The sequence below is a fragment of the Enterococcus caccae ATCC BAA-1240 genome (assembly GCF_000407145.1).
GTDB lineage: Bacteria > Bacillota > Bacilli > Lactobacillales > Enterococcaceae > Enterococcus_L > Enterococcus_L caccae.
Map to the genome: position 1 here is coordinate 725684 of NZ_KE136473.1, position 17513 is coordinate 743196.

Here is a 17513-nt window from a genome sequence, read left to right on the forward strand (position 1 = left end):
TTATAGAAAAGAAGATTTCACAAAAAAACTGTTTTGATTCGTTTTTTTAAAATTATTTTTTAGGCGTAAATAACGAAAATTTTTTCAGGGATATATTTTGTTATTCGTAATCAGTATATAAAAAAATTTTTTCAACCTTTAATATTCGTTTTTTGTAGAACAAAGACAAAGTGGTTAAATAGTTGTCTTTGTTCTTTTTGTTGTATCTGGAAAAAGTCTGTTCCATTTTTTGCAAATAATTTCTAACTTCTAATTTTACTGTAGCATAACAATGATAATGATGACTATAACAGACTGTTGTCAAAAGATATGATTAGGAAGGGGTTTTGTAAAACGGTTTCTTGTTTGTGATTTTAATCACTAACCTTTGGTACGAAAGGTTTCGGGTATTTTAATCAAATTTAAAGAAATGCTCACTTTTTACTTGCTCTTTTATCTGTTTAGTGATAATTTGTAAGTGTAGTCGATAAAAAGTAATACAGTTTTTAATCCTGTTTTACTTTTTTCGAAAAAAAGAAACGTAACAGAGAGGATTGTGTGACAAAATGGCAAAGGCAAAGAAACAAAAACCTATTGACTTTAAAGCACTTATGGAAAAAGTCGATGCTGATTTCCCAACATTTCAAATTTTAGATAAAGATGGGAAAATCGTAAACAAAGACGCTGTACCGGATTTATCAGATGACGAATTAGTAGAATTAATGACTCGTATGGTTTGGTCACGTGTATTAGACCAACGTTCAACTGCTTTGAACCGTCAAGGTCGTCTAGGCTTCTTCGCACCAACTGCTGGACAAGAAGCAAGCCAATTAGCAAGTCAATTTGCGATGGAAAAAGAAGATTACCTATTACCAGGTTACCGTGATGTACCTCAATTAGTTCAACACGGCTTACCATTAACAGAAGCATTTTTATGGTCTCGTGGACATGTAGCAGGTAACCACTATGCACCAGAATTAAATGCTCTACCACCACAAATCATCATTGGTGCGCAATACATTCAAGCAGCAGGGGTTGCTTTAGGAATGAAAAAACGCGGCAAGAAAAACGTTGTCTTCACTTACACAGGTGATGGTGGTTCTTCACAAGGTGATTTCTATGAAGCAATCAACTTTGCAGGGGCTTATCATGCAAACGGCGTGTTCATTATCCAAAACAACGGTTTTGCGATTTCAACACCTCGTGAAAAACAAACAGCGGCTAAAACATTAGCACAAAAAGCAGTAGCAGCAGGAATTCCAGGAATCGTCGTTGACGGAATGGATCCATTAGCAGTATATGCAATTGCTAAAGAAGCACGTGAATGGTCTGCAGCTGGAAATGGTCCTGTATTGATCGAAACATTAACTTATCGTTATGGTCCACATACATTATCAGGTGATGATCCAACTCGTTACCGTTCAAAAGACATGGATGACGAGTGGACACAAAAAGATCCATTAGTTCGTTTCCGTAAATATCTAGAAGACAAAGGCTTATGGTCTGAAGAAAAAGAAAACGAAGTAATCGAAAAAACAAAAGAAGAAATCAAAGTAGCAATTGCAGAAGCAGATAAAGTTCCAAAACAAAAAGTATCTGATTTCTTGAAAAACATGTTTGAAGTTCAACCTCAAAACATTAAAGAACAAATTGCATTCTACGAAGCGAAGGAGTCGAAATAATCATGGCACAAAAAACAATGATCCAAGCAATTACAGATGCCTTAGCTCTTGAAATAGAGAAAGACGAAAATGTACTGGTCTTCGGTGAAGACGTTGGTAAAAACGGTGGAGTTTTCCGTGCAACTGAAGGATTACAAGAAAAATTTGGCGAAGATCGCGTTTTCGATACTCCTTTAGCAGAATCTGGAATCGGTGGTTTGGCTTTTGGTTTAGCACTAGAAGGTTACCGTCCAGTTCCTGAAATCCAATTCTTTGGATTTGTATTTGAAGTCTTTGACGAAATCGTTGGTCAAATGGCTCGTACTCGTTACCGTATGGGCGGAACTCGTAACATGCCTATTACTGTTCGCGCGCCATTTGGTGGTGGTGTGCATACACCGGAACTTCACTCAGATAACTTGGAAGGGCTAATTGCTCAATCTCCTGGTATCCGTGTGGTTATTCCATCAAATCCATATGATGCAAAAGGACTATTGATTTCTGCAATCAGAAGCAATGACCCTGTTGTTTACCTAGAGCACATGAAACTTTACCGTTCTTTCCGTGAGGAAGTGCCGGATGAAGCATATGAAGTACCATTAGATAAAGCCGCTGTAACACGTGAAGGTACTGATATTTCTATCATTACTTACGGCGCAATGGTTCGTGAAGCAATCAAAGCCGCTGACAACTTAGCGAAAGACAATATTTCTGTTGAAATCATTGACTTACGTACTGTCGCTCCTTTAGATGTTGAAACAATCATTAAATCAGTTGAAAAAACTGGTCGTGTGGTCGTTGTTCAAGAAGCACAAAAACAAGCTGGCGTTGGTGCTATGGTTGTTTCTGAAATTTCTGAACGTGCAGTATTATCATTAGAAGCGCCAATTGGCCGTGTATCTGCTCCAGATACAATCTTCCCATTTGGACAAGCAGAAAACATTTGGTTGCCAAATGCTAAAGATATCGAAGCGAAAGCTAGAGAAATCGCAGAATTTTAATTAAAAACTGAATAAATTTGCTTTAAGCGGCATGCCTGAATTTTCACATGATATTTTTCATGTGAAAATTTAGGGCTGTTGTTTTCCGCAATTTGCGAGTTAGACAGATACGATAAAGGAAGGGAAGGCTTAAAAAATGGCTTATCAATTTAAATTACCAGATATTGGTGAAGGTATTGCAGAAGGCGAAATCGTAAAATGGTTCGTTAAAGCAGGAGATACCATCAATGAAGATGATACACTATTAGAAGTTCAAAACGATAAATCTGTAGAAGAGATTCCATCTCCAGTGACAGGAACAGTTAAATCAATCGTAGTACCAGAAGGCACAGTAGCAAATGTTGGAGATGTATTGATCGAAATCGATGCACCAGGACATCCTGAAAATGATGCCGCACCAGCAGCTGCTCCAGCTCAAGAACAAACACCTGCACAACCAGCAGCAGTTCCAGAAGCACCAGCGGCTGACAATGGCGGCGGCGTGTTCCAATTTAAATTACCAGATATCGGTGAAGGTATTGCAGAAGGCGAAATCGTAAAATGGTTCGTTAAAGCAGGAGATACCATCAATGAAGATGATACTTTATTGGAAGTTCAAAACGACAAATCTGTTGAAGAAATCCCTTCACCAGTGACAGGAACAGTTAAAAACATCGTTGTTCCAGAAGGTACAGTAGCAAATGTTGGGGATGTATTGATCGAAATCGATGCACCAGGACATAATTCTGCACCAAGTTCAGCTCCAGCAGCAAGTGCGCCTGCTCAAACAGAACAAGCAGCACCAGCACCTGCAGCGTCAACAGGCGTAGTAGCAGCGGCTGATCCAAATAAACGTGTATTGGCTATGCCATCTGTACGTCAATTTGCTCGTGAAAAAGATGTTGATATCACACAAGTTGCACCAACTGGAAAAGGCGGACGTGTCACAAAAGCAGACATCGAAGCATTTATTTCAGGTGGCGGACAAGCAGCAGCGCCAGCACAAGCTGAACAAACTGCAGCAACACCACAAGCAACAGCTACAACTGAATCAGCAGCACCAAAAGCGCCAGCTAAACCATTTGTTTCTGATTTAGGCGAAGCTGAAACTCGTGAGAAAATGACACCAACTCGTAAAGCAATTGCTAAAGCGATGGTTAACAGTAAACACACTGCACCTCACGTTACATTGCATGACGAAGTTGAAGTATCTAAATTATGGGATCACCGTAAGAAATTTAAAGATGTTGCGGCAGCTAACGGTACGAAATTAACATTCTTACCATATGTTGTTAAAGCATTGACAGCAACTGTTCAAAAATTCCCAATCTTGAATGCATCAATTGATGATGCAGCACAAGAAATCGTTTATAAAAACTACTATAACATTGGTATCGCAACAGATACTGATCATGGTTTATATGTACCAAACGTTAAAAATGCGAACACTAAGAGCATGTTTGCAATCGCTGATGAAATCAACGAAAAAGCAGCTCTTGCAATCGATGGTAAACTAACTGCTGCGGATATGCGTGATGGTTCTATCACAATCAGTAATATTGGTTCAGTTGGCGGCGGCTGGTTCACACCAGTTATCAACTACCCTGAAGTTGCGATTTTAGGTGTTGGTACGATCGCTACACAACCAGTTGTAAATGCAGATGGTGAAATCGTTGTTGGACGTGTAATGAAACTTTCAATGAGCTTTGACCACCGTATCGTTGATGGCGCAACTGCTCAAAAAGCAATGAACAACATCAAGCGTTTATTAGCTGATCCAGAATTATTATTAATGGAAGGATGATTATCACATGGTAGTAGGAGATTTCGCCATTGAATTAGATACAGTCGTAATTGGTTCAGGCCCTGGAGGATACGTTGCAGCGATTCGTGCTGCTGAAATGGGTCAAAAAGTTGCGATCATTGAACGTGAGTTTATCGGCGGTGTATGTTTGAACGTTGGATGTATTCCTTCTAAAGCATTGATCGCAGCAGGACATCACTATCAAGAATCACTAGACTCAACAATGTTTGGTGTAACAACTAAAGGTGTAGAGCTAGATTTTACAAAAACACAAGAATGGAAAGATAACCAAGTTGTTAATTCATTAACAACTGGCGTTAGCTTCCTTATGAAAAAACATAAAATAGAAGTTATTGAAGGAGAAGCGTTCTTCGTTGATGAAAACACATTACGTGTGATCCACCCAGATTCAGCTCAAACTTACTCATTCAATAATGCAATCGTAGCAACAGGTTCTCGCCCAATCGAAATCCCAGGATTTAAATTTGGCGGACGTGTCTTAGATTCTACTGGTGGTTTGAACTTGAAAGAAGTACCTAAGAAATTTGTTATCATCGGTGGCGGCGTTATCGGTGCAGAATTAGGTGGCGCTTATGCGAACCTTGGTTCTGAAGTAACGATTTTAGAAGGTAGTCCTTCAATCTTACCAACATATGAAAAAGACATGGTTAAACTAGTTACAGATGACTTCAAGAAGAAAAATGTAACAGTTGTAACGAAAGCAATGGCTAAAGAAGCAATCGACAACGGCGACAGCGTAACTGTAAAATATGAAGTAGACGGCAAAGAAGAATCAGTAACTGCTGACTACGTAATGGTAACAGTTGGACGTCGTCCAAACACGGATGATCTTGGTTTAGAGCAAGCAGGTGTTGAAGTTGGCGAACGTGGTTTAGTTAAAGTTGACAAACAAGGTAGAACAAACGTATCTAACATCTTTGCTATTGGTGATATCGTACCAGGCGCAGCGCTTGCTCATAAAGCAAGCTACGAAGCTAAAATTGCGGCAGAAGCAATTTCTGGTAAAAAAGTAGAAGTAGACTACAAAGCAATGCCTGCTGTAGCCTTCACTGATCCAGAATTAGCAAGCGTTGGTATGACAATTGCTGAGGCTAAAGAAGCGGGATTAGAAGCAACTGCCTACAAATTCCCATTCGCTGGTAACGGCCGTGCTATTTCTTTAGGTAAAACTGAAGGTTTCGTACGTTTAGTAACTACTAACGAAGACAATGTGATTATCGGAGCACAAATCGGCGGAGTTGGCGCAAGTGATATGATTTCTGAATTATCATTAGCAGTTGAATCTGGCATGAATGCTGAAGATATTGCATTAACGATCCATCCACACCCATCTTTAGGGGAAATTACTATGGATGCTTCTGAGTTGGCTTTAGGTTTGCCAATTCATATTTAATAGCATATTTGTCACACAAAGAAAGACCGAGCTGGCCAGGCTCGGTCTTTTGTTTGGATATAATGCAAAAACGTTTAAAAGTTGTGAAAACACACAAACTTTTAAGCGCCTTTTTCACATTTAACGATGAAGCTCTTTATCATCTTGTTCATCTATTCTATGGACCATTTCAAGCAGTCCGCCATTTCCTTCATCTATAATTCGTTTCACTCTAGAAATCGTTGTAGTACTGCTTCCAGTCGCTTCAGCGATATCACTGTATGTTTTATTTAATAATAGTAATTTTGCGACTTCAAACCGCTGTATCATAGAATCCAACTCTTTTAATGTCATCAAGTCATCAAAATAATTGTAACAATCTTCCAATGTTTCTAAAGCTAATAGAGAACGGAAAAACTCATCGCCGTGGCCGTCTTGTATCTTGTCGATTTTCATAAGTTCCTCCTAAATTTAAAAGCGGAACAAATCGTTTAACCCTGTAGAAAATTAGCATTGAGATGCAATTTATCTCACTGACAATTTATCTATTTTCCTAAGGATTGATTTGTGCAGCTAGATAATACAAATGATCAACACTTTCTTATGAAAGTCTTGTACTGTTCATCATCAACTTAAATTCTTTCGTTGTGATTCTCAGCAAAAGTGGAATGAGCCCATTTAGTCTCGACTAGAAAATAGGAAAACATGATTGAGGCGCTTTTTGCCTCATTCAGGTTTTATTTTTTTCTCGAGGGACTGGCTCATGCAGCTAGATAATACAAATGATCAACACTTTCTCCGAAAGACTTGTACTGTTCATCATCAACCCAATTTCTTTCGCTGTAATTCTCAGCAAAATAGGAAAATATGAAGGTGGCACTTTTAGCCACAATCATATTTTATTTTTTTCTTAGAGACTGTATAGCAACAACGTTTCACATTACTACGTCGTATACTTTCTAACAAGCATTTTTTATTATAAAACTTTTTTGTATTTTGTCCAGTAAATTGAATAAATAAATGCAAAAGGGTGAAGTAAAACTGACAATCAGCTTTACTTCACCCTTTAAAAATCGGTTAACTATTTTTTACTTAGAAAGTAATTTTACTAAAGTGTATTGTTTTTTCCCTTTGCGAACAATAATGAATTTTCCGTCAAAACTGTGTTCTGCTGTAACAACAAAGTCCAACTCTTTAATCCGATCACCATTGATCGAAATCGCACCGTTTGTGATGTCTTCTCTCGCTTGGCGTTTAGAAGGTTCAATGCCAAGTTCGATCAACCAATCCACCAGGTTTTCGTCAAGTGTTTCAGTTTCAATAGTAGGCATGTTTTTAAAGCCTTCTTCAATTTGTTTTGAAGTTAGATTTTTTACATTACCTGAGAATAGGGCTTCAGAAATTGCTAAAGCATCGTTTAAATCTTCTTCACTATGAACAAATTTTGTCATTTCTGCAGCTAGTACACGTTGTGCTTCGCGTAAATGTGGTTCTGTTTGGACTTTGACTTCTAGCGCATCGATTTCATCTTTTGTTAAGAAGGTAAAGAATTTCAAGTATTTGATTACATCACGGTCGTCTTGGTTTACCCAGAATTGGTAGAACTCGTAAGGCGTTGTTTTTTCTGGATCAAGCCAAACAGCACCACCAGCTGTTTTCCCAAATTTTGTTCCATCAGCTTTTAGCATCAATGGAATCGTTAAACCAAAGGCTTTTGCATCAGCACCTTCTTTTTTACGGATCAAGTCAAGACCTGCTGTGATATTGCCCCATTGATCAGCACCGCCGATTTGCATGCGAACGTTGTTGTGTTGGAATAAGTGTAAAAAGTCCATTGACTGTAAAATTTGGTACGTAAACTCTGTAAATGAAATCCCTGTTTCTAAACGGCTTGCTACGATATCTTTAGCAAGCATTGTGTTGATATTGAAGAATTTACCGTAATCTCTTAAGAAATCTAAAAGAGTCAGGTTGTGTGTCCAATCGTAGTTGTTTACAAGCGTTAAAGTGTTATCTGTATCTACAGCAAACAATTTTTCCATTTGTCTTGTTAAAGAATCAACGTTGTGTTGAACTGTCTCCATTGTTTGTAATTGACGTTCTGTTGTACGTCCACTTGGATCACCAATTGTTCCTGTTGCACCACCAATTAAAATAAATGGATGGTGTCCAAATGCTTGGAATCTTTTTAGCATCATAAAGGGAATCAAATGCCCGATATGCATACTGTCTCCTGTAGGGTCAACACCGCAATATAGTGAAATGCTATTGGTTTCAACGTATTCACGTAAACCTTCGCTATCTGTTTGTTGGTTGATGGCGCCACGCCATTCTAATTCATCAATAATGTTTGTCATGTCTCTTCTTCCTCTCCTAAATAAAATAAAAAACGCCCCATAGGCTCAATGCCTATGGGACGAACTTCGCCGTGTTACCACCCAAATTGTATATGAAAAACTCACATACCTCTCAAATCTGTATCGTAGATAGACGCCTACTTACGGTAGGAAACTAAAAGTGTAATTCACAAAAAATGTATATGCCAACTCTCACTATATGTTGACTCTCTGAAATAGGGACATTTTTGCTACTTCGCTTTATTAAAGTTTGATATGTTATTTTGTAGCAATTCTACGACAAATAAGCCGACTTGTCAAATACTTCTTTTTTTCTTTTATTATTTTTAAATGAGGGATTTCTCATATAATCAGCTTTCACTTTAATCTAGGTTTTTCGAAAGTCGGAAGAGGCAAATAGAATTTCTGACAATTGCGAACGACCATTTTACAAAAAGCTGTTTTATGCGATTTTTTTCACATAAATGCTTTAGCGTAGTGCAGTATTGACGCGCTGTATAGAGTGAAAAAATCTTAAATAACGGGCTTCTTTTTTAATTCTACTCTTTTTGACTTGAGGCTAAAAGCTACCTATACTTTGGGAGTGATTTCACATGTGGGAAACAAAAAATAATTTTTAATCAGGAGGTCAAACAGAAACATGAATAAGAAATTATCATTATTTGGATTAATTGGAATTACCATGGCCTTTTTTGGAACGGTTCGTAGTGTTCCAACATTAGCTTCAACAGGGTGGGCACAAATCTTCTATATGTTGATCGCAGCTTGCTGCTTTGCTTTACCAATTGCATTGATTTCAGCTGAGCTTTCAACTGGCTGGCCAGAAGAAGGCGGCCCTCAAGTTTGGGTACGTAATGCTTTTGGAGAAAAATGGGGTTTTGTTACTTCATGGTTATTATGGGTACAAATGTTTTTCGGAATGGTAATGGTTGCTTCGACTGTAGGTGTACTACTTGGTTACGTGATCGACCGTCCAGACCTTGGACATAATAATTTATTTATTTTTATCATGATCTTGATTTCTTATTGGGGTATTACATTGCTTAATTTGAAATTTGATATGGTAAAAATTGCTGGTGACTGGGGCGCTGTGATTGGTGTTTATATTCCTTTTGTTGCTCTTGTTATTTTAGGCATGATGTACATGGCAAAACATGGTATCAACCAAGAGAGTTACTTAGGTCATTTTGAAGCAAGTAAATTATTACCTGACTTTAGCGATTTAGGTAGTTTACCAACTTTGACAGGGATCATCTTCATTTTTGCTGGAGTAGAAATTTCATCTGTTCATGCAAACAATATTGATAATCCAAAACGTAATTATCCAATCGCTGTCATTGCTTCTGTTTTACTATTAGTTGTGTTTAACTTAGCAGCTGGTTTAAGTGTAGCAGATAGCGTACCGGCTGGAAAAATGGAACTTGCCAATATCACACAACCATTTGTGATCATGACACAAGATCTTGGGATTCCAGCAATTTTCAATAACATTATTTCCTTGATGATTCTAGTTGGGGTATTAGTTCAATTAAGTGCTTGGGTTTTAGGCCCAAGTAAATCAATGATCAAAGTTGCAGAAGAAGGAAACTTACCTCCATTCTTCCAAAAACGTAATGCCAAAGGAATTCCAATTGTGTTTGTCATGATTCAAGCGATTGTTATTTCACTTGTATCATTCTTATATGTTGTTGTGCCAGATATTAGTGCAGCATTTTTGATCATTACGATCACAACAACGATTCTTTATTGTGTGGTGTATCTACTGATTTCACTTTCAGCGATTAAGCTACGCTACAGTATGCCAACTGTGAAACGTCCATTTAGATTAGGAAGTAAAGGCAATGGTTTGATGTGGTTTGTCTCAATTTTAGCAATCGTTAGTGTGATTGTAACGATTCTAGTCAGCTTGATTCCGCCAACCTCTGTTCCTCAAAGTGGACATATAGCCTATATTATTTTCCAAGTGGCGGCAACTGTTATTATGATCGGTATTGCATTGTTCATTTATAAGAGAAAGAAACCAGAATGGAAGAAAACAGATAGATAAGAAAGAACGATTAAAACTAAACGTTTCAGCATGATCAATTATGAAATTATTGGAGGAAAATATCATGAAAAATTTCAACACTGACGACACAAATTTAAAAGCATTATTTATAGGCGACAAAGGTGAAAACGTAGATTTATTCAAAGAACTATTAAACAAAATGATCGATGAACATGTTGGCTGGAGACAAAACTACATGCCGCAAGATTTACCAGTTATTTCACCACAAGATAGAAGCTCTAAAAGTTTCCAAGAAACAGCAGACAATATGAGAAGTGTTTTCAATGTGTTATCTTCTCGTTTGCGTACAGAATCACTTCCATGGCACTCAGCAGGTCGTTTCTGGGGGCATATGAACGCTGAAACATTAATGCCATCAATTATTGCCTATACAACTGCAATGCTTTGGAACGGTAATAACGTGGCGTATGAGTCATCACCTGCAACGTCACAAATGGAAGAAGAAGTCGGACTTGAATTCGCTACATTAATGGGCTATGAAAATGGCTGGGGTCATATTGCAGCAGATGGTTCGATCGCTAACTTAGAAGGTTTATGGTATGCACGTAATATGAAATCATTGCCATGGGCTATTCAAGCCGTTGCACCAGAAATGGTTGCAGGCAAATCTGATTGGGAATTACTAAATATGCCTACTTCTGAAGTTTTGGATATTTTAGATCAATTACAAGATAAATTTGATGATATCAAAGCTAACTCAGCTCGCAGTGGTAAAAACTTAGATAAATTAGGTAAATGGATCGTGCCCCAAACAAAACACTATTCATGGTTAAAAGCCGCTGACATCATCGGTATTGGTTTAGATCAAGTAATTGCTGGTGAAGTAAATAGCGAATACCGTATGGATATTGATAAATTAGAAGTACAAATCCGTGATCTGGCAGCACAAGGAATCCCTACTCTTGGAGTAGTTGGTGTTGTCGGTTCAACAGAAGAAGGACAAGTTGACCGTATCGATCAAATCATTGCTTTACGTGACAAATTAGCTAAAGAAGGCATTTACTTCTATGTACACGTTGATGCAGCATACGGTGGTTATGGACGTTCAATCTTCTTAGACGAAAACGATCAATTTATCGAATGGGATAAAATCGAAGAAGTTTATGCCAAACATAACATCTTCCAAGAGAAAAATGATTGGTTGACAAGAGAAGTTTATGACTCTTTCAAAGCAATCGAACAAGCTGAATCTGTAACAATCGATCCACATAAAATGGGCTATATCCCTTATTCAGCTGGTGGGGTTGTCATCAAAGATATCCGTATGCGTGACGTGATCTCTTATTTTGCAACGTATGTATTTGAAAAAGGCGCAGACATTCCTGCTTTACTTGGAGCGTATATTCTTGAAGGCTCTAAAGCTGGTGCAACGGCTGCCGCTGTTTGGACAGCACATAAAGTATTACCGCTTAACGTAACAGGTTACGGTAAATTGATGGGCGCAAGTATTGAAGGAGCCTATCATTTCTATCACTTTATCGACGGATTAGAATTCAAAGTTGGCGATAAAACAATCGAAATCCATGCGTTAACAAAACCAGATTTTAATATGGTGGACTATGTATTTAACGAAAAAGGCAATACAGATCTTGTGAAAATGAACAAATTAAACCACGATTTCTACGACTATGCATCTTATGCAAAAGGTGGATTATATAACAATGAATTCATTACTTCACATACAGATTTTGCTATCGAAGAATATGGACACAGCCCATTTGAATTTGTGAACAGCTTAGGATTTTCTCGTACTGAATGGGAACGTGCAGATAAAGTAACGATCTTACGTGCTGCAGGTATGTCACCATATATGAATGATAAAGAAGTATTTGATGAATATGCAGAAAAAATCAAATCAGCGATCCAAGAAAAATTAGAAGCAATCTACGCTGAATAAGAGAAAAGGATGGTCAAGGTAGAAGTATCTAAAAGCTGCGCAAGATATTAAGAACATAAAAATTCCTGATAAGTAACTTTTTATACGACTGTGATTTGACCACTGTGGGTGCGGTAAAGCGTTTATTCAAGCTTTTCCGCAGCTGCAGATTTTCTTTAAAAACAAATAAATAGGAAGGGATGAAAGGAGTCTTTCATCGGTTTCTACAAAAATGTGAGGTACAATGTATGAAAAAATATCAAGTGAATTTTAACGAAGCTGTGTTCTTATTAATAACATTATTGTTGATGATCGGTATCAGTATTATTGGTTTTGGTATTCCAGCTCATGTTGCTATATTGATTGCTATTGGTTATTTGCTTTTGTTTGCGGTGTATAAAAATTTTTCTTGGGATTTTGTTCATGATGCCTTGATAGAGGGTGTTTCTTCTGGTATCATTCCTATGCTGATTTTCATTTTAATTGGTGCGTTGATCAGTGTTTGGATCGCTGTTGGGACAATTCCGACGATCATGGTTTTTGGTTTTTCTTTCTTATCAGTAAAATTTTTTATTCCAACTGTTTTTATTGTTTCCGGTATTGTAGGCGGCGCTGTTGGTAGCTCTTTTACAACGATTTCAACGATTGGAATTGCTTTTTTAGGAATGGGTAGTTTGATCGGTGTCAATCCAGCATTGACAACAGGGGCAATTGTTTCTGGGGCTTTTTTAGGCAATACGATTTCGCCACTATCAGATACAGTGAATTTAGCTGCAGCGATTTCAGAAGTCGATTTATTTGAACATTTGAAACATACATATAAAACAGCGATTCCTGCAGCGATTCTTTCGTTTGGCTATTTTTTAGTTATGGGATTACGTTATGACGGTGCGCTAGATAGTACAAGTATTCATGATATCGTTCAGACATTAAATAACAATTTTACGATTTCTTTTGTGGAGCTGATTCCCTTAGCGATCTTGTTCGTTTGCGCTTGGAAGAAAGTTCCTGCGATTCCGACCTTATTATTGAGTATTTGTGCATCTCTTGTTTTGCTGTTCTTTACAAGTGCTCATTTCTCTTTTGGAGAAACGGCTGAGATTATCCAAAATGGATTTGTTTCTCAGACTGGGAACACACAAGTGGATGAACTACTTTCTAGAGGTGGGATTCAAAGTATGATGTGGTCAGTATCATTGATCATTTTGGCTTTAGCCTTAGGCGGGTTAGTAGTAAAAATGGAAATTATCGATTGCTTACTACAACGCTTTGAAACGGTGATTGATTCTCGTCAAAAATTGATTTTTATTACAATGATGAGCTCGATTGGAATCAACGTCTTAATTGGAGAACAATATCTTTCAATCATTTTACCTGGAAAATCATTTATTACTAAATTTAAAGAAAAAAAAGTTCCATTGGCAATGTTATCTAGAGGCTTGAATGATGCAGGATCAGTTGTCAATCCGTTGATACCTTGGGGTGTGAGTGGTGTCTTTATCTCAGGAACCTTAGGGATTGCAACAATCGATTATTTACCGTATGCAGTATTTTGTTACATCTTACCTATATTGTCGTTGTTCATCACGGCGGTTGGAAAAAAGAAAACAAAATAATAAACAAAAAAATACAACATGTTCCGTAAAAGGAATAGTGTTGTATTTTTTTTACACTTATTCTCCAAATGTTTTAAGGTGTTCACTGTATAAAAGATCATCGATTTCTGTAAGCGTTAAATGATGAGTGATGCCATAGATCACAACAGCGTCCCAAGGGAGTTTAGGGTAAAGTTGGGCATAGCCTGTTTTTTTCATTAACTCGTTGGTTTCTTCTAAGTTCAATTCTAAGCCAATTGTTAAGGCAACTATTTTTTCTCTTGAGGGATTTCGTTTGCCATCAAAATACTGATACCCCGTTGCTTCGGTGATCCCTGCTTTTTTTAGCACAGTACTTTTCGTTATATTTTTGCTGCACAACCAATGATTCAGATAGTCTTTTAGACTTTGATTGATGGCATAGTCCCGAGTTTCGGAAAGAGCAGTTTGAAAATTTTCTGCTTTTTTTAAGGAATGAAGTAATTTATCCGTGTCTTTTTCTTGCATATTAAATTCTCCCATATCTACAATATCATATGGCTATTATACATTGAATTTAATAAAGTGAGGACGTATTTTATTGATTTATTTGCTATAATAAAAAAGTAAAGTAAAAAATGGAGCGTAAAAATGGGCGATATAAATAATTTAGGTGTATTTTCCTATAAGGAAATTGAGCCATTAACAGATCAATTAAATGGACCAATTCTTGTTCGGAAAAATGATACAAAAGAATTTTTCGTAAAAAAATGTTATCCGCTTTATTTGAAGGAGAACTTGATAACACTTCAAAAAATCACACATCTCAATTTACCTAAAATTCAGGAAATTGTGATCGAAGAGGGGCAACTTTATTTATATGAAGAATTTATTCATGGCAAAACATTAGCAGAGATCATCAAGTCTTCAGACGTAATGGGAACAAAAGCTATTTTAACGTTAACGCTAGAAGTGTTGGAGGCTTTGACTGCGCTTCACAGCAAGGGATTAGTTCACCGTGACGTGAAACCGGGGAACATCATGTTAACGAATGACGGAGTGTTAAAGTTAATTGATTTTGATGCAATACGTGTCGTTGATGACGAGAAAGAAACAGATACTGTCCAATTGGGAACAGTGGGATTTGCTTCGCCAGAACAGTTTGGTTTTGCGCAAACAGATGCAAGAAGTGATCTATATGCGCTAGGAGTTGTCATCAACATTTGTTCAATCAAAGAATATCCTAAAGATCAGTTAAGTTCCGATCCATTTCTGCATGATATTATTGTGAAAGCAACAAACTTAGATCCGAAAAATCGTTATCAATCAGCGGTGGAGATGAAAGCAGATATCATTGAATCAGAGAAGCGTTTTAAAAATACAGCTAAAAATGCTAAGGTCAATATTGAATTAGCTCGTCCAAAAATAGAGGATGAGATCTCTTTAGATAGTAGGCAACAAAATGCTAAGCTCTCTATTGGATCATTTTTCAGAAAATATATGCCAGGGTTCCGCACAGGGCAACCATGGAAGATGACATTGGCAATCATATACTATGTGTTTGTAGCAATCGGTTTACCAGGAAATATCTATGAGGGTGAAACAGTTATTGAAAAGTTGCTGTTAACACTGGAAGGAAGTATTCTTTTTATTTTACCTGTGCTATTATTTATGAATTTTATGAACTTTCATGAAAAAATTCCATTGCTTAACTCAAAAAAAAATGTAATGCGAGGAATCGGCTACAGTTTGTTGATCGTTAGTTGGCTGGGCTATTATGGACTATTTTTATTTGTTACCCATGGTGGTGCTAAAAGATAATTGAATCGTTGTTTTATCAAAGTTATGCAAAATGCATAAGATTCTCCTTTAGCATTTTAGTATGATAGTCATGTACCAACGGACTAAATGACAAAGGAGACAAAAAAATGATGAAGAAAATTATTTTGATAGGAGTCGGTATTTTAGTAGTAGGTGGTGTTCTAGCCAATATGGGCTCTGATTCTAAAGACGAAGCAAAGTCTAAAAAAGAAATCACAACTAGTAAAGTAGCGAAACCGAACGATAAAACAACGACCAGTAAAGTGGTACAAAAAGAAGAAAGTAAAACACCTGTTGAAACAGATAATGGTGACTTAGGTGACTATCACGTAGCGATCAAGGAATTGACTTTTGCCAAAGATTATAATGGGGAAGATGTTGGTGTAATTGATTATGAGTTTACAAACAATAGTAATAAAAATGCAATGTTTTTAACTTCAATCACAACGAAGGCTTTTCAAAACGGTATTGCCTTAGAATCAGCAATTATGACAGAATCCGGATACGTAGATTCCTTGACTGAGATTCAGCCAGGAGCGACATTGAATTTAAAAGTTCCTTATAAATTAGCAGATATGACTGCACCAATATCTGTTGAGGCAACCAAATTATTTAGTGATAAAGTGAAATTGAAAAAAGAGTTTGTTCTACAGTAAATTTGGGATAGAAAAAGGGTTGGAATAGGTGGTTCAGCTAGCTTTTCTTCAATAGAAAAATGACTAGTTTTTAGCTTCAATGGGAGCAAAGAAATGGAATGCTATTTCTTATAGAGGGCTGTATATGGAGGTTATTGGAACAGGTAGCTGTTAAGATGTAGTTATTTGGTCCGAAATCAATTAGTCTTTGCTATCTGACTGATTTTCCAGATATATAACGGCCAAAACCACAAAAAAATGAACGTTTGGAGTAATATCCAAACGTTCATTTTTTTTATTTTGTTGGTGGATCAGCAATTTTTTCGGTAACCGAGTGGATCGGTTTGACTTTTAGAATATCTAAAAAGAAAGTAAAAATAGGAATGCCCACAATCAAGCCCCAAACGCCAAACAATCGCTCGCTGATCAGCAAAATGACAAACGTATAAAAAATGGGCAAATCTGTTTTACTGGACATAAATTTGGGATTCAATACATAAGATTCAAATAAATGTACGATAATGATTACAGCTAAGATGTAGATTACATCGTTGATACCACCTTCTGAATAAGCGATAAAACTCAGTGGAATACAGGAAATAATCACACCAGCAACAGGAATTAAACTCAATATAAAAATCATGATCGCTAAACTTGGTAATTGGTGAAAACCGATCAAGGCTAAACAAATAGTTGTGATTCCGGTATTAACGATAGCAATAAAAAATTGGGCTTCCATCACGACACCAAACGTATTGACAAACTTATCTGCAAAAAAGTAAATATCTTGGAAAAACCAGTCAAAGTCACTTTTTAGGAACAACTTAGAAAATTCCGCCATTTGTTTTTTCTCGATCATAAAAAAGAAACTTAGGATAAAAGAAAGCACAAAGGAAAGACCAATCGATCCAATATCTTGAACATAACGCAAAAGAATACTTGCGCCATTTTGGATTTGAGACATTAAGTTTGATTTTTCTAGATAGTTATCGATAATCACTAAAAGTTGATTATGATCATCCGTAGGTGTCTGATAAAAATGGATAACGGAATTATACATTTGAACAGATTGGTGAATCAGAATCGGTACATATTTTGTAATAGCCAGATAGACTAAAAAAACAATCAAAGAATACGTGGCAAAAACAAGAATGATAGAGGGAATCTTTAAATATTGTTGCACAAACTTCACAAAATGAAGTGCTAAAAACGTAAAAATAAACGTTAATAAAATCATTGTAATCATACTTCTAGCTAAAAATAAAATAAAAATAACAACAGCCAAAACAAAAAAACGCCGTAACCGTTCATTTTGGATAAACTTTTCATACATGGACACAGGCTTCGCTCCTTTAATACTTTACT

General features: G+C 36.8%; 13 protein-coding genes and 1 other annotated feature. Of the genes, 9 read left to right on the forward strand and 4 right to left on the reverse strand.

Annotated elements, in window-relative coordinates:
- Positions 1-545: 545 nt before the first annotated feature.
- The 4 genes from pdhA (at position 546) to lpdA (ending at position 5838) form a co-directional block, all read left to right on the forward strand.
- Entirely contained in the window at positions 546-1661 is a 1116-nt protein-coding gene (gene pdhA / locus I580_RS08940; protein ID WP_010771639.1) for a pyruvate dehydrogenase (acetyl-transferring) E1 component subunit alpha, read from the forward strand.
- 2 nt (positions 1662-1663) lie between these two features.
- Positions 1664-2641, forward strand: a complete 978-nt coding sequence (locus I580_RS08945) for an alpha-ketoacid dehydrogenase subunit beta (RefSeq protein ID WP_010760821.1) — start codon at positions 1664-1666, stop codon at positions 2639-2641.
- A 136-nt stretch (positions 2642-2777) separates the two neighbouring features.
- Positions 2778-4424, forward strand: coding sequence for a dihydrolipoyllysine-residue acetyltransferase (locus I580_RS08950; RefSeq protein WP_010771640.1), 1647 nt, complete (start codon positions 2778-2780; stop codon positions 4422-4424).
- A gap of 7 nt (positions 4425-4431) precedes the next feature.
- The gene (gene lpdA, locus I580_RS08955) at positions 4432-5838 is read left to right on the forward strand and encodes a dihydrolipoyl dehydrogenase (RefSeq protein ID WP_010771641.1); all 1407 of its coding nucleotides are present in this window, start codon (positions 4432-4434) and stop codon (positions 5836-5838) included.
- Between the two features lie 120 nt (positions 5839-5958).
- Here lpdA and I580_RS08960 read toward each other — a convergent pair whose 3' ends face one another.
- Together I580_RS08960 and tyrS are read right to left on the reverse strand one after the other, a co-directional pair.
- Positions 5959-6273, reverse strand: a complete 315-nt coding sequence (locus I580_RS08960) for a YerC/YecD family TrpR-related protein (RefSeq protein WP_010760824.1) — start codon at positions 6271-6273, stop codon at positions 5959-5961.
- A gap of 632 nt (positions 6274-6905) precedes the next feature.
- Complete coding sequence (tyrS, locus tag I580_RS08965) at positions 6906-8174, reverse strand: tyrosine--tRNA ligase (protein WP_010771642.1); 1269 nt, start codon at positions 8172-8174, stop codon at positions 6906-6908.
- 52 nt (positions 8175-8226) lie between these two features.
- Positions 8227-8430, reverse strand: a binding site (T-box leader).
- 384 nt (positions 8431-8814) lie between these two features.
- Between tyrS and tyrP the strand changes: the two genes are divergently transcribed.
- The 3 genes from tyrP (at position 8815) to nhaC (ending at position 13734) form a co-directional block, all read left to right on the forward strand.
- On the forward strand, positions 8815-10221 hold the full coding sequence (gene tyrP / locus I580_RS08970; protein ID WP_010771643.1) for a tyrosine-tyramine antiporter: 1407 nt from the start codon (positions 8815-8817) through the stop codon (positions 10219-10221).
- A gap of 64 nt (positions 10222-10285) precedes the next feature.
- A complete protein-coding gene (gene tdc / locus I580_RS08975; RefSeq protein WP_010771644.1) occupies positions 10286-12139 on the forward strand; it encodes a tyrosine decarboxylase in 1854 nt (617 codons plus the stop codon).
- A gap of 227 nt (positions 12140-12366) precedes the next feature.
- On the forward strand, positions 12367-13734 hold the full coding sequence (gene nhaC / locus I580_RS08980; RefSeq protein ID WP_010771645.1) for a Na+/H+ antiporter NhaC: 1368 nt from the start codon (positions 12367-12369) through the stop codon (positions 13732-13734).
- 57 nt (positions 13735-13791) lie between these two features.
- Here the strand turns inward: nhaC and I580_RS08985 are convergent, their stop codons facing one another.
- Positions 13792-14220, reverse strand: a complete 429-nt coding sequence (locus I580_RS08985) for a helix-turn-helix domain-containing protein (RefSeq protein WP_010771646.1) — start codon at positions 14218-14220, stop codon at positions 13792-13794.
- 123 nt (positions 14221-14343) lie between these two features.
- Between I580_RS08985 and I580_RS08990 the strand changes: the two genes are divergently transcribed.
- Both I580_RS08990 and I580_RS08995 read left to right on the forward strand, forming a co-directional pair.
- Positions 14344-15513, forward strand: a complete 1170-nt coding sequence (locus I580_RS08990) for a serine/threonine protein kinase (protein WP_010771647.1) — start codon at positions 14344-14346, stop codon at positions 15511-15513.
- Positions 15514-15620: 107 nt separating this feature from the next.
- Positions 15621-16169 carry a DUF5067 domain-containing protein gene (locus I580_RS08995; RefSeq protein ID WP_010771648.1) on the forward strand — a complete coding sequence of 183 codons (549 nt, stop codon included), beginning with the start codon at positions 15621-15623 and terminating at the stop codon, positions 16167-16169.
- A gap of 274 nt (positions 16170-16443) precedes the next feature.
- Here I580_RS08995 and I580_RS09000 read toward each other — a convergent pair whose 3' ends face one another.
- Entirely contained in the window at positions 16444-17487 is a 1044-nt protein-coding gene (locus tag I580_RS09000; RefSeq protein WP_010771649.1) for an AI-2E family transporter, read from the reverse strand.
- Positions 17488-17513: the final 26 nt, after the last annotated feature.

Excerpts from the sequence above, each read along its gene's own strand:
- I580_RS08960 (WP_010760824.1), bottom strand. The coding sequence starts at position 6,273 with ATGAAAATCGACAAGATACAAGACGGCCACGGCGATGAGTTTTTCCGT.
- I580_RS08990 (WP_010771647.1), top strand. The coding sequence starts at position 14,344 with ATGGGCGATATAAATAATTTAGGTGTATTTTCCTATAAGGAAATTGAG.
- I580_RS08950 (WP_010771640.1), top strand. The coding sequence starts at position 2,778 with ATGGCTTATCAATTTAAATTACCAGATATTGGTGAAGGTATTGCAGAA.
- pdhA (WP_010771639.1), top strand. The coding sequence starts at position 546 with ATGGCAAAGGCAAAGAAACAAAAACCTATTGACTTTAAAGCACTTATG.
- tdc (WP_010771644.1), top strand. The coding sequence starts at position 10,286 with ATGAAAAATTTCAACACTGACGACACAAATTTAAAAGCATTATTTATA.
- I580_RS08995 (WP_010771648.1), top strand. The coding sequence starts at position 15,621 with ATGATGAAGAAAATTATTTTGATAGGAGTCGGTATTTTAGTAGTAGGT.
- lpdA (WP_010771641.1), top strand. The coding sequence starts at position 4,432 with ATGGTAGTAGGAGATTTCGCCATTGAATTAGATACAGTCGTAATTGGT.
- I580_RS08945 (WP_010760821.1), top strand. The coding sequence starts at position 1,664 with ATGGCACAAAAAACAATGATCCAAGCAATTACAGATGCCTTAGCTCTT.
- nhaC (WP_010771645.1), top strand. The coding sequence starts at position 12,367 with ATGAAAAAATATCAAGTGAATTTTAACGAAGCTGTGTTCTTATTAATA.
- tyrP (WP_010771643.1), top strand. The coding sequence starts at position 8,815 with ATGAATAAGAAATTATCATTATTTGGATTAATTGGAATTACCATGGCC.
- I580_RS08985 (WP_010771646.1), bottom strand. The coding sequence starts at position 14,220 with ATGCAAGAAAAAGACACGGATAAATTACTTCATTCCTTAAAAAAAGCA.
- tyrS (WP_010771642.1), bottom strand. The coding sequence starts at position 8,174 with ATGACAAACATTATTGATGAATTAGAATGGCGTGGCGCCATCAACCAA.